At 51.3% G+C, this 13,035-nt stretch carries 12 protein-coding genes and 1 pseudogene; 10 read left to right on the forward strand and 3 right to left on the reverse strand.

Annotated features, from left to right (window positions below):
• Positions 1–47 precede the first annotated feature (47 nt).
• The 5 genes from QQF33_RS16995 (at position 48) to QQF33_RS17010 (ending at position 4,460) form a co-directional block, all read left to right on the forward strand.
• Complete coding sequence (locus QQF33_RS16995; protein WP_285158286.1) at positions 48–1,649, forward strand: YadA C-terminal domain-containing protein; 1,602 nt, start codon at positions 48–50, stop codon at positions 1,647–1,649.
• Between the two features lie 65 nt (positions 1,650–1,714).
• Positions 1,715–3,469 (forward strand): YadA C-terminal domain-containing protein, encoded by a 1,755-nt coding sequence (locus tag QQF33_RS17000; protein WP_285158287.1) that lies wholly within the window; start codon positions 1,715–1,717, stop codon positions 3,467–3,469.
• A 147-nt stretch (positions 3,470–3,616) separates the two neighbouring features.
• Complete coding sequence (locus QQF33_RS25945) at positions 3,617–3,847, forward strand: ParE family toxin-like protein (RefSeq protein WP_455583683.1); 231 nt, start codon at positions 3,617–3,619, stop codon at positions 3,845–3,847.
• A 5-nt stretch (positions 3,848–3,852) separates the two neighbouring features.
• Entirely contained in the window at positions 3,853–4,266 is a 414-nt protein-coding gene (locus QQF33_RS17005) for a hypothetical protein (RefSeq protein WP_285158288.1), read from the forward strand.
• Positions 4,266–4,460 (forward strand): hypothetical protein, encoded by a 195-nt coding sequence (locus QQF33_RS17010; RefSeq protein WP_285158289.1) that lies wholly within the window; start codon positions 4,266–4,268, stop codon positions 4,458–4,460. The genes QQF33_RS17005 and QQF33_RS17010 overlap by 1 nt, the downstream gene beginning before the upstream one ends.
• An 800-nt stretch (positions 4,461–5,260) precedes the next feature.
• Here the strand turns inward: QQF33_RS17010 and QQF33_RS17015 are convergent.
• Both QQF33_RS17015 and QQF33_RS17020 read right to left on the reverse strand, forming a co-directional pair.
• Positions 5,261–5,461 carry a hypothetical protein gene (locus tag QQF33_RS17015; RefSeq protein WP_285158290.1) on the reverse strand — a complete coding sequence of 67 codons (201 nt, stop codon included), beginning with the start codon at positions 5,459–5,461 and terminating at the stop codon, positions 5,261–5,263.
• The gene (locus tag QQF33_RS17020) at positions 5,461–7,263 is read right to left on the reverse strand and encodes a recombinase family protein (protein WP_285158291.1); all 1,803 of its coding nucleotides are present in this window, start codon (positions 7,261–7,263) and stop codon (positions 5,461–5,463) included. Before QQF33_RS17020 ends, QQF33_RS17015 begins: the two co-directional genes overlap by 1 nt.
• 67 nt (positions 7,264–7,330) lie before the next feature.
• On the opposite strand from QQF33_RS17020, the pseudogene QQF33_RS17025 reads away from it, so the two are divergent.
• A pseudogene (locus QQF33_RS17025) lies at positions 7,331–7,909 on the forward strand (SPFH domain-containing protein); the annotation flags it as partial.
• Positions 7,906–8,358, forward strand: a complete 453-nt coding sequence (locus QQF33_RS17030; RefSeq protein ID WP_282492576.1) for an NfeD family protein — start codon at positions 7,906–7,908, stop codon at positions 8,356–8,358. The pseudogene QQF33_RS17025 and the gene QQF33_RS17030, both read left to right, overlap by 4 nt.
• Here QQF33_RS17030 and cueR read toward each other — a convergent pair.
• The gene (gene cueR / locus QQF33_RS17035) at positions 8,355–8,765 is read right to left on the reverse strand and encodes a Cu(I)-responsive transcriptional regulator (RefSeq protein ID WP_285158292.1); all 411 of its coding nucleotides are present in this window, start codon (positions 8,763–8,765) and stop codon (positions 8,355–8,357) included. The two genes, QQF33_RS17030 and cueR, sit on opposite strands and share 4 nt — an antisense overlap.
• 108 nt (positions 8,766–8,873) lie before the next feature.
• On the opposite strand from cueR, the gene copA reads away from it, so the two are divergent.
• The 3 genes from copA (at position 8,874) to ybaK (ending at position 12,992) form a co-directional block, all read left to right on the forward strand.
• On the forward strand, positions 8,874–11,372 hold the full coding sequence (gene copA, locus QQF33_RS17040; protein WP_285158293.1) for a copper-exporting P-type ATPase CopA: 2,499 nt from the start codon (positions 8,874–8,876) through the stop codon (positions 11,370–11,372).
• A gap of 145 nt (positions 11,373–11,517) precedes the next feature.
• A complete protein-coding gene (locus QQF33_RS17045; RefSeq protein WP_285150538.1) occupies positions 11,518–12,312 on the forward strand; it encodes a TraB/GumN family protein in 795 nt (264 codons plus the stop codon).
• A gap of 200 nt (positions 12,313–12,512) precedes the next feature.
• Positions 12,513–12,992: a Cys-tRNA(Pro)/Cys-tRNA(Cys) deacylase YbaK gene (gene ybaK / locus QQF33_RS17050; protein ID WP_282492580.1), complete on the forward strand. Its 480-nt coding sequence runs from the start codon at positions 12,513–12,515 to the stop codon at positions 12,990–12,992.
• Positions 12,993–13,035 lie beyond the last annotated feature (43 nt).

Genomic DNA, 13,035 nt, shown 5'->3' on the forward strand with positions numbered 1-13,035 from the left:
CCACCAGAAACCAAACTTTGACTTAATTTGATATGAGAATATTTGAAATGAAAACGGTAAATAAATCTATCCTGGCTGTAATCATCACTGCTGTGTGTGCTCCAGCTTTCGCTTCCACTATCACCACTGGCGAACAGGCCGCTGCCCTGCAACAATTTGCACAGGCTGCTGACTTCTACAATAACGCCCCACTGGATAGCACCCCCGCTAATCAGTTCGATGACGCATACAACAATGCAAAAGCTGGTTTAATCCGCTTAGGTGTTCACGCTGGTGATGTTGATTCTGTGCTGGCGAACTCTGGAATGGCGCATGATGTCTCTACCCTGTCACAGTTTGTAGGGTACGAATTAAACACTGTCCAGACTTCTGCACCAATGGCAACCGTCAAGGCTCCTTCTGTCTCTGCTGGTGCTTACCGTGACTCTCTGAACGCTGCACAGGCCGCTACAATCCAGCCAGCAAAAGCAATTACTGTGAAAGCTCCGGTAACTCTGCCACTGAACACACACCCAACTGTTGCACAGCAGGACGCGCTTTATCATTACGGTGTAAAGGGTGCTGAATCAGTTCTTACCCCTCAGGTTTCCGGTGATGCAGTGTCTGCCCCTGCTCAGATGAAAGTTTTAGAAGCAACCCCTGTTGCAGTTCCTTCAAAACAACCTGTAGCTGTTCCTTCTCAGGTTCCACAGGCAACCCCTGTTGCGCATATCCAGCGTGAACCTGTTCGTTCAGAAGTTCCTGTTGCTGTACCGTCAAAAGTTCCAGCGATTCAGCAGCGCATACCAACACCTTTAGCAGTTCCACCTGTGACACAGAAAACTCCAGAAGTGAGCGCCACCGCTTACCGTTCCCAGGTGACTACAGCACAGGCCGCATTGGTCAAAGATTCCCCTGTTAAGCTTAATGACACCATCAGCAAGGTTACAGGTCAGAGTGTTGAACACATTTCAGGCATTGTTAACGGTAAAGTGATTGACCAGACCGTGACCACTCAAACAGTGCAGTTCCCTGAAACACTTTCAAGCGTAACCGTTGATAACGTCATTACCGCCAAATCTGAAACGGGTAACACTGCCAGTGCTCATCCAGTAGCGGAAAAACATAATGCTGTAATTCCAGCAGCATTGATTACCAAACCTGCAACCACTAAAGCCGCTACTGCTCCAGTTGCAAAAAGCACCAGCAACAATATGCACAGCCAGCACACGACGAATGAGCGTCATAACGTGGTAGTTCCTGCAACTATGATTGCTGACACTGCGCAGCCACAACCACAAGTAATCGAGCACTATTCAGTTCAGCCTGTTCAGGTAGCAGACCGCGCAACTCAGCACCAGGTTGCTAGCAACACTCAGCAGATTTCCAAGCTGAATAACAATTTCAGCAACCTGAAATCAGAGGTTGAATCGAACAAACATGAAGCTGCTGCTGGTGCTTCTGCTGCTATGGCCCAGGCCAATATCCCGCAAGTTCTGAACGGTCAAACTTTCGCTGTAGGCGCTGGCGTGGGTGGATATGACGGTGAAAACGCTGTAGCTGTTGGTGTGTCTTTCCGTGCATCTCAGAACGTTACTGTGAAAGCTACCGTGAGTGATGACACTCAACAGAATGTAGGTTACGGTGCTGGCGTTTCCGTTGGTTGGTAATTGAATTGTTCAGGGGTGCTCATGGTGAGCGCCCTTTTTTATGGCTGTAAAAAGAGGTAGTAGAAGTGAAAAAGACTGCTTTAGCGGTATTGGTGGCAAGTTTTGCCCTGGCTGTTCCTTCTGTCTCAAATGCTGCATTGGATAGCGCACAAATTAATGTTCTCTCAACATTCATTCAGCAGAAATACCCTGCGAATGATAACCGTCAGTTTACGGGCTTGCTTTATGGTTCCTCTGATTGGTCTTCTGCTGTCCAGTATCTTGACAACCACCAATTAGACTCAAGCTCACTTAAAGACCCTGACGCAGTTCAGCCACCTACACAGCAATCAAATACTGTTGGCGGTGTATCTGCCTCACAATCACCAGTAACAACGACAAATCAACCCACACAGAAACAGGTTGATGATAACCAGAACACGGCGATTAACGCCCATACACAAGCAATCAAGACCATTGACCAGGATAATAAATACAATGGCTCACAGGTTGCGGGTATTCATCGTGACTTGTCGAACCTGACAGACCAGGAAAAGGCAGACGCCACCAGTTCAGCAGAGGCACACAAGACACTCACTGGCGCTTTAGAGAATCAACAGGCCAAAACTCACACCCTCTCTGAACGTCTTGCTATTGAAGCAGATAAACGTGCTGACGCTGAACACACTGCACAGTTGCAACAAGAGCATAATCAGATTCGTAATGAACAGATTGCAGCAGAAGCACGTGCAGCCGCTGGTAAGGCCACTGAATCCGCCGCCAAACATGCTCATGTTGAATTAGTCCAGGCGGTGAACAGTGTTACTCAAACTATCCGTGATGGTGACTCTTCCACGCTGACCACTGCGAACACTTACACGGATAACAAAACCGCCAACATCACCACTGTAGCACCAGTGAATGCTACTACTGCACAGAACGCTTCACAGGCCGCTGCTGACGCTCAGGCGTTGATTTCAGGTAATACTTCAAATGGCGCTCCTTCAATGGCTCCAGCCCCTAACGCTGGAACTCAGAGTAATGTTGTTAGCCCTTCCCTTTCTCGTGGCTCAGTTGGTGGTGTTGCTGCTTCATCTGCACCTGCAACTACTCAAAAGCCTGTTACCAATAGCTACAAACAGGTGACTAAGAAGGATGCTCTGCGTAATGTTCAGACTACCGCACAGACTCCAGAAACTGAAACCGTGAAAGGCCAGTTTACTGACCACACCAAAGAGACCGCATCGAAACAGATTCATCAATCCAATCCCCTTAAAACGAATCCTAAAGGGGTTGCGGTTCCTGATTCCACTTATGCACATGATAGTTCTGCTAAACGTGCTGGAGTGGAAGCGGTGAAACAGTACCAGCAAGCCAACACCTCACCAGCACCAAAAGCTGCAACTGCTGACGATGTGAACAGTGCTGTTAACAATGAAAACACCTATGTCAATAATCGTTTCGATGACCTGAAACAGGAAGCTGCCGCTGGTCTGCGTGGTGAAGCTGCTGCACGTGTTGCTGATGAGAGTTTTATTCAGCAGGAAAGCAAACGTTACACTGACCAGAAGTTTGCTCAGTTGAAGTCACAAGTCGATGACAATCGCAAACGTGCTGATGCTGGCTCATCCTCTGCCCTTGCTGCTGTAGGTATCCCAGGATTGAACAACGGTCAAACGTGGAACGTAGGCGCGGGGGCTGGCTCGTTCGGTGATGCTCAGGCGGTAGCTGTTGGCGGTAACTATCGCGTATCTGAACACATTGCTTTCAAAGCTGGCGCAACAGCAAGCCCTACAACTCAGGACTACGGCGCATTTGTTGGTGTAGCGTTTGGCGGCTAAGAAATAGTGACGGGCGCAAGGAAGCGCCACCTTTTAAAGCAGCATTGATAACAAAACTTACTGATAAACTTATATTGGGGAATGTTTGTTATCAAACGGTGTTATTCAGTGCTGCTCTAAAAGGTATGGGTGAACAGGAACGAGGTAATGAAGATTGTTAATGCGGATTCGCGGAGGTTCGGGAAGAAAATAATAACAAAGGCGCTCTATTGTTTGCACCGTCACAAGGCAATCAGATTGAAGCACCACAAAAGGGAACATGAAATAACTTTGTATAAAGTCGAGTGTGGATATTCCCACAGACTTATAAGCAGTGATTGCGAAAACTGGCAATTACTAACTCATGAAGAATATAGTTCAAGATTATTCAACAGGTAACGATGATGATTAAGAAGATTTCTCTACTGGCGGTCATTCTACTGGCTGGATGTTCAACAGAGGCTTCACGTATGGCTGACTGTGAGCATAAAGGCATTAGTAAGGATGTTTGCTACCAGGTTGAACAGAACCGCTCTCAGATGTACCAGAAGCAAGCAATGGAAAATGCTATGCAACTTGCACAGAGTGCGCACAAGCAGAAGAAAATCACTTTACCGCATACGTACAAGGGCGGTGATATGCAATTTCGACTTGATAACCCTACGCAAGGTTATTTAGACGGGAAACCAGCCGCCATTATTGAAACAACACCTGATGTAACCACTTTTCAACAGGGGATTTTTGAGATGGTCTACTATAAAGCCACTGGTAAAGTCATGCTGTTGAAAAACTCTGTTCTGGTAGGGATGATGAAGTGATGACTGAAAACAAGAAATCCTCCCTTTCCGACACAGGGACATTAGTTTTTCGCTTTCTGGTGATTGGCCTGTTAATGGCTCTGATTCACGCCATTCATCAGAACACAGAAGCAGCAAACGGATTATTTCAGGCTAGCCGTGTTTTGATTGAAGATATGCAGTCTTTGCTTTCAACTCACGTAACAATGAAGTAATAACGATTACCACCATCGACATAAAATTAAAACAATAGTCACTTCTTACTTTGCCGCCCCTGTTGCTTACCGTTTCAGTGCTGGCGGCCTTTTTTAAGAGGTTTAATGAATAATGCCAAAACTGAACAATGAGCAATTAACTACCGTCACACAGGCGGGTGAACTACTACAGAAACTAAGCGAGAAAGAACTTGAACAAGATTCTGATGAATACCGTTGCTTATGCGGTCTGTCATTTTTCTTTCTCATGCGCTCCCCTGATGAATGGTCTGAAAGTTTCGATGAGATGACATTCAGATATATTCTGAACGCTTTAGCCTGGATGGAACAAATAGTAAGGTTCAGTAAGATACTGAACATATAATCACACAGCCCCGCTTAACCGTGGGGCTTTTATTTTACAGTACACTGTAAAGTGTTACTGTTCAGATTAAATCATGGTCACAATCACGTGTGACCTAAGTTTGAACGGTGAACAGAACTCTCAAGGGAACTTTTAAAAGAACACTTTTAAGAGGTGTTGTCTGTAAGGGCATTATATCAACATAGTGTTAAAACCCGCCATGACCTACGTCAAGTTTTGTTGTGATTGTGTAACATTTCTCTCTTTATACTACCTCGTTTTATATCTACCCTCTCAGGCTTCACAGGAAGCGTTTCAAGCGGTTCTAATCAAAACCTATGCAATCACCTTACCAGCTTGTGAACAGAAGCGTGTGCAGCTTCCTGTAAAGCCATTTGCTCAGATTGCAGGTAAAGAAAAACCGCCCGTAGGCGGTCTAGTCTCTTCTCTGGTGAAGCTATTCGTAATCAGTAGGCGACCATTCGAGTCCGTCAACGTAAAGGTAATCACCTGATTCGTGTTCGGTTCCTTCAATCACGTGTTCCTCTGGTTCTGGTGGCGGGTTATCAATACTTACGCCCTGGTGAACATATCGCCCCTTTCGGGGCTTGTGTAACTCTTCCTGCATCTTTTGATATTGTTCGTACTCGTCACTCATCAGCCGTTGCTCCAGTCTGTATCCGGTGGCAATCTGTCATCACCTCGTTCTTCTTCTTCCCGTACTCCATCGGGCATCTGTAAAGCCCCTGGCTGAATAACCGTTCTCTGGTCTTTCGGTAAACCTCGTTCTAATTGTGCCAGTTCCAACCGTTGCCACTCTGTGACCTGCTTGAACATCTGGTGATAAGGGCGACGAGTTTCAAGCCCCGTAAAGGTGTATTCACGTTCCCCTAAGAGGTGCAGAACTTCAATCCATTTCTCACCGTCCGTAATGTACGACAACGGGAAACGGTTCAGGATGTAACCAGAAGTCATTTCAATGTCACAGGTACGAGTTACACCATTCAAGCGAATTACTTTGATAGTGTCTTTAACAATAACCTGTAATTTCGTGCGGTCTGCTTTATCGCTCAGATTCAAATCTAAAATGGTCTGACTTTTGAAACTCTGATTCATTACCGCACGTTGTGATTCAATCTGAAAATCAAGCTGGTCAATAGTGGCGGTCAACTGGTCATAAAGAACGTCATATTGTGCGTCATCAATTCGACCGCTTAGATTCATATCAACCAAGCGCTTACGTTTTGCAATGGCCTGTTCCTTTTCTGCGATAGACTGATTTAATTCTTCCTTGTCGATATTTGTCCCTGATAATAAGTTTTCAGTATTGTACAGCAGACCGTTAATAATGCAGTCATCCACCATATCACGGCGAATTGCTTTAGCCTGGTCACATCTTCCCTGACGTTTCATAGAGCAAACGTAATAACCCATTTTGGACGGGGTAACGCTGTTCATAATCATAGTAGCGCCACAATGAGCGCAGACCATTACAGATTTAAAAATATTCGTTAGATTCGGATTGTCACTAGATGGTGCTCGACCTTTCGCCCACTCACCAGCCATTTTCTTACAAGTGTTAAAGTCTGCTAAGGATATTGCAGCAACACGTTCACCAGATTTATCAATGAATGTGTAATAGTCCTCTTGAGGCTGTGCAATGGCTTTCACTTCATCCGTGGCTTGTCTACTGATGACCTTGCAACCATACACAGCAGGATTATTTACAAGCTGCTGAATCGTGGTCTGGTTCCATTTATGCAACCCGCCTTTAAAGTTCGGGGTAGAGTCATCATTCAGTGCTTGAGCAATACGGGAAAGGGAAACACCTTCCAGGCGCATTTTAAATATGCGCTTCACCGTGGTTAAGTGTGGCTCAACTGGCAAGAATGCAGTTTTATCTTCATTGGCTGTTAACCATGCAGGACAAGCGCGGGTAATAATTTTCCCTGATTCGCGTTTCTTCTTCCAGTTCTCTAAACCACGTTTTGATTTTTTGGCTGATTCTTCACGTGCCTGTTCTGCTTTCATGGTAATGACCATCGACAGTAACGGGTTAGTGTTCAACTCTTCCCACGTGTAGATTTTGTCACCGTCTGACAGCAGAACGATGTTCACACCAGCCTCTAAGATTTCATAGATAATCTGGTTAGTTTTTACAATACCCTGACGTGATAAACGGTCTACAGCTTCCACAAGCAGAACCGCGCCCTTCTGGTAACGTCCTGATGTGATGTCACGGCGTAACTTGAAAAGCTGCCCCCCTTCATCATCATGTTCACCTTTGAACGCTGATTTAGCTTCATCATAGTATTCGCTGACAAGGTTGAAAGCAGGATTCTTAGAAAGCCAATCCTGAACAAGTCCGTTCTGACGTTGTATAGAGATACCTTTCTTTTGAATCTCAGAACTAAAGCGGGTGTAACTTATTGCTTGCATTGTGGGTTTCTGCTGGAACATATCAAGGTTTCCTATAGTACGAGTATCACACGGACAATCAAAATCTGAAAATCATAATAAAAGAATGTTGACCAACATCCGTACCGTGCTGGGCTCGATGGAGCTGGATGAAATGCTCTCTCAGCGCGACAACATCAACACCCGCCTGCTGCATATCGTCGATGAAGCCACCAATCCGTGGGGGATTAAAGTCACCCGTATTGAAATCCGCGACGTGCGCCCACCGGCAGAGCTGATTTCGTCGATGAACGCCCAGATGAAAGCCGAGCGAACCAAGCGTGCGTACATCCTTGAGGCCGAAGGGGTGCGTCAGGCAGAGATCCTGAAAGCCGAAGGGGAAAAACAATCCCAGATCCTGAAAGCAGAAGGCGAACGTCAGTCGGCCTTCCTGCAGGCAGAAGCCCGTGAACGTTCCGCCGAAGCAGAAGCGCGAGCCACGCAGATGGTGTCGGAAGCTATCGCGGCCGGTGATATCCAGGCGATCAACTACTTTGTGGCGCAGAAATATACCGATGCGCTGCAGAAAATTGGCTCGGCCAATAACAGCAAAGTCGTCATGATGCCGCTGGAAGCCAGCAGCCTGATGGGCTCTATCGCCGGGATCGCGGAGCTTATCAAGGACAGCGGAGATGAGCGCAAAAAATGATTGAGATGATTGCAGCACACCCTCATGTTTTCTGGCTGAGCCTTGGCGGGCTGCTGCTGGCGGCTGAGATGCTGGGCGGCAACGGGTATCTGCTCTGGAGCGGTGTCGCGGCTGTGATCACCGGGCTGTTGGTCTGGGTCACGCCGTTCGGCTGGGAGTGGCAAGGTGCCCTCTTCGCCGTGCTGACGCTGATCGCCGCCTGGCTGTGGTATCAATGGCTGTCACGCCAGGTGCGCAGGCAAAAACCGGCTGATGGCGCACTCAACAGGCGCGGGCAGCAGCTGGTCGGCCAGCGCTATACGCTGGATACCACGCTCATCAACGGGCGCGGACACGTCCGCGTCGGGGACAGCACCTGGCCGGTGGTGGCCGATGAGGATCTCGTCGCGGGGACACGCATCGAAGTCATCGCGGTCGAAGGGATTACGCTGCGGGTAAAAGCCAGCTAAACGCTGGCCTTACGATGACAGCAGCCGGAGAGATTATCGATAATCGGACAGTCGGCGCTGTCATCCCCAGGGCAGGATTTCGCAAGCGACAGCAGCTGGTCGCGCATCGCCTGAAGCTCCACAATATGGCGCTCTATCTCCGCCACCTTTTCCAGGGTGCGTTTTTTCACGTCGGCGCTGTGCCGTTTGGGATCGTTAAACAGATGGACCAGCTCGCCGCACTCTTCGAGGTTAAACCCGACCTGGCGTGCCTGACGCAGTAGCGTGAGTTCATCGAGGTGCAGCTGGGTGTAACTCCGGTAGCCGTTTTCACTGCGCAGCGGCGCCGTCACCAGCCCCTTCTCCTCATAAAAACGAATCGCTTTGCTGGTTAACCCGGTTTTTTTCGCCACATCACTGATATTCACATTTCCCCCTTGACCTTCCCCTTGATGGAAGGTTTAACCTTCATAACAGTCAGCTAAACACATTATGTTGGTCAATCGTTGACCGGATAATCATACAGGAGTTTTGCTATGTCTCACACAATCAACCTGACCCTGGATGGCCTCTCCTGCGGTCATTGCGTCAAACGGGTGAAAGAAAGTCTCGAACAACGTCCCGACGTTGAACGTGCCGATGTAACCGTCGAAAGCGCCGTCGTCACCGGCAGCGCCAGCGCTGAAGCGCTGATCGATACCGTTAAACAAGCCGGTTATGGGGCGGGGCTCAGCCACCCAAAGGCTAAACCGCTGACAGAGTCATCAATCCCGTCGGAAGCACTGACAGCGGCGACCCCTGAGCTTCCGGCAGCCCATGACATTGACGACAGCCAACAGTTGCTGATCAACGGCATGAGCTGCGCCAGCTGCGTCTCTCGCGTACAAAATGCGTTGCAGGCCGTACCGGGCGTCTCACAGGCGCGGGTGAATCTGGCGGAACGCACGGCGCTGATTATGGGCAGTGCGTCCGCCGCAGAATTAGTGCAGGCGGTGGAAAAAGCAGGCTACGGCGCGGAGGCCATCGAAGATGATGTGAAACGCCGTGAACGCCAGCAAGAGACCGCCATCGCCACCATGAAACGCTTCCGCTGGCAGGCGATTGTCGCCCTGCTGGTCGGTATTCCGGTGATGGTGTGGGGCATGCTCGGCGACAACATGATGGTCACCGACGACAACCGCACGCTGTGGCTGGTGATTGGTGTCATCACGCTGGGCGTAATGGTCTTCGCGGGTGGACATTTCTACACCAGCGCCTGGAAGAGCCTGAAAAATCGCACTGCGACCATGGATACCCTGGTCGCCCTCGGCACCGGCGCGGCGTGGCTCTATTCGATGAGCGTGAACGTCTGGCCCCAGTGGTTCCCGATGGAAGCGCGGCATCTCTATTACGAAGCGAGCGCGATGATTATTGGTCTGATCAACTTAGGCCATATGCTCGAAGCCCGCGCCCGCCAGCGTTCATCCAAAGCGCTGGAGCGACTGCTCGATCTCACCCCGCCGTCAGCCCGCGTGGTAACAGATGAAGGCGAAATCAGCCTGCCGCTCGCCGAGGTGCAGCCGGGTATGACGCTGCGCTTAACCACCGGCGATCGCGTCCCGGTCGACGGTGAAATCACGCAAGGTGAAGCCTGGCTGGATGAAGCCATGCTGACGGGCGAACCGGTACCACAGCAAAAATCCGCCGGTGATGCCGTTCACGCCGGGACGGTGGTGCAGGACGGGAGCGTGCTGTTCCGCGCCAGTGCGGTCGGCAGCCACACGACGCTGTCGCGCATCATCCGCATGGTGCGTCAGGCGCAAAGCAGCAAGCCGGAGATCGGCCAGCTTGCTGATAAAATTTCCGCCATTTTTGTGCCGGTCGTGGTGGGTATCGCCCTGTTCAGCGCTGCCATCTGGTACTTCTTCGGCCCGGCGCCGCAGATTGTCTATACGCTGGTGATTGCGACCACGGTGCTGATCATCGCCTGTCCGTGTGCCTTAGGGCTGGCGACGCCGATGTCGATCATTTCTGGCGTGGGCCGCGCGGCTGAGTTTGGTGTGCTGGTTCGCGACGCCGATGCCCTCCAGCGAGCCAGCACGCTGGATACGCTGGTGTTTGATAAAACCGGTACCCTGACCGAAGGGAAGCCGCAGGTGGTAGCGGTGAAAACCGTCGCGCACTCTGAAGAGGATGCATTGCATCTCGCGGCGGCGCTGGAACAAGGCTCCAGCCATCCGCTCGCCAGAGCGATTCTTGAGAAAGCGGATAGCACCAGCTTGCCGCAGGTGAATAACTTCCGCACCCTGCGCGGTCTGGGGGTCAGTGGTGAGGTTGACGGGCAAAGGTTGCTACTCGGTAACAAAGCGCTGCTCACCGAGAACGGAATTGATACCAGCGCGCTGGATGATGAATTAACCGCACAGGCTTCCCAGGGGGCCACGCCGGTGCTGCTGGCCGTCGATGGCAAAGCGGCGGCGCTGTTCGCCATTCGCGATCCGCTGCGCGCCGACAGCGTGGCCGCGCTGAAACGGCTGCATCAGGCGGGCTATCGTCTGGTGATGTTGACCGGCGATAACCCGACCACCGCCAATGCCATTGCGAAGGAAGCGGGCATCGACGAAGTGATCGCGGGCGTGCTGCCCGATGGCAAAGCCGATGCGATTATTAAACTGCAAAGCCAGGGCCGCCAGGTGGCGATGGTCGGTGACGGCATTAACGATGCGCCCGCGCTGGCACAGGCGGATGTCGGGATTGCGATGGGCGGCGGGAGCGATGTGGCGATTGAGACCGCGGCGATTACACTGATGCGTCACAGCCTGATGGGTGTGGCCGATGCGCTGGCGATCTCGAAAGCGACGCTGCGCAACATGAAGCAAAACCTGCTTGGGGCGTTTATCTATAACTCGCTGGGTATTCCGATTGCCGCGGGGATCCTGTGGCCGCTGACCGGGACTCTGCTTAACCCGGTGGTTGCGGGGGCTGCGATGGCGCTGTCGTCCATTACTGTAGTGAGTAACGCCAACCGGTTGTTGCGCTTTAAACCAAAAGAATAATCTGACCTTGTAGGCCGGGTAAGGCGAAGCCGCCACCCGGCATTTTTTGCCTGATGGCGGCTTCGCCTTATCAGGCCTACAAATGCATCAGTTGCACCTTCAATCCCCACGCGCTAGCATGAACTTTTCCATGAATGGAGCGCGTATGAGTCTGTTTCGTCGTATAAAAACCACCTTCCGCGCTCTGTTTCCCCGCCGCTATCCCTGGCCGGGGCTGGATATTTCTCTGCCGGGCGGTCAGCATCTGCACCTGGTCGGCAGCATTCATATGGGCACCCGCGATATGTCGCCGCTGCCTCCTGCCTTGCTCCAGCTGTTGCGCAAAGCCGATGCGCTGGTCGTCGAAGCGGATATTTCCGGCAGCGAATCCCCCTTTGCGAACCTTGATATTCCCCCTCCGCTGAGCGAGCGCCTCAACGAATCTCAGCTTGCCGAGCTTGAGCGTGTGGCCGATGAGCTGGGGCTCTCCCTTTCCATGCTGGAAACTCAGCCCCTGTGGCAAATCGCGATGGTATTGCAGGCCACGCAGGCCCAGCGTCTCGGTTTGCGCGGGGAGTTCGGTATCGATTACCAGTTGCTGAACGCTGCGCGCGCCCGCCATCTTGCCATTATCGAACTGGAGGGTGCCGACAGTCAGGTTGCCCTTTTGCGCCAGCTCCCCGAGGACGGTCTGCTGCTGCTGGATGACACCCTCACCCACTGGCACACCAACGCGCGTCTGTTGCAGATGATGATCGGCTGGTGGCTTGATACGCCGCCCGCCAACGGCAAGCTGGAGCTGCCCTCGACCTTTAGCGAATCGCTGTACGATGTGTTGATGCATGAGCGCAATCAGGCCTGGCGAGAAACCTTACACAGACTGCCTGCTGGCCGTTACGTGGTGGCTGTGGGAGCGTTGCATCTGTACGGGGAAGGGAATTTGCCGTCACTGTTGAAATAAAAAAATGGCCAATATTTCTATTGGCCCGTCAAAGAGGAATTTCATCGTTATTATTATGCCGAAGGAGACCTTCGGTCAGAGCCGATTGTCGCTCAAAGTAACCATCACTGCCAATACTATTGCGCAAGATGGTGCTATTTTTTAGACAGCTGTCAGGCGTATGCTCTGCGTGTAAATTGTCTGTGGTAAGAAGGATCATTATGACTCCCGCCGTTAAATTACTCGAAAAAAATAAAATATTCTTCCGGATCCATACCTACGATCACGACCCTGGCGAAACCAACTTTGGCGACGAAGTGGTCCGTAAACTCGGCCTGAACGCCGATCAGGTCTATAAAACTCTGCTGGTCGCGGTGAACGGGGATATGAAGCACCTGGCCGTGGCGGTGACGCCTGTGGCCGGTCAGCTAGATTTAAAGAAAGTCGCCAAAGCGCTGGGCGCGAAAAAGGTCGACATGGCAGACCCGATGGTTGCGCAACGCACGACGGGCTATCTGGTCGGTGGGATTAGCCCTCTCGGGCAGAAAAAACGCCTGCCGACGCTGATTGACGCGCCGTCGCAGACCTTTGACACCATCTACATTTCCGGCGGTAAGCGCGGGCTGGATATTGAGCTGGCGGCAGGCGATCTGGCGAAAATGCTGGATGCGAAATTCGCGGATATTGCGCGCCGGGATTAAATAAAGCCGGGTGCGCGCTGATGCCCTCACCCCAGCCCTCTCC

It is taken from the genome of Lelliottia wanjuensis, assembly GCF_030238365.1.
Lineage (GTDB): Bacteria > Pseudomonadota > Gammaproteobacteria > Enterobacterales > Enterobacteriaceae > Enterobacter > Enterobacter wanjuensis.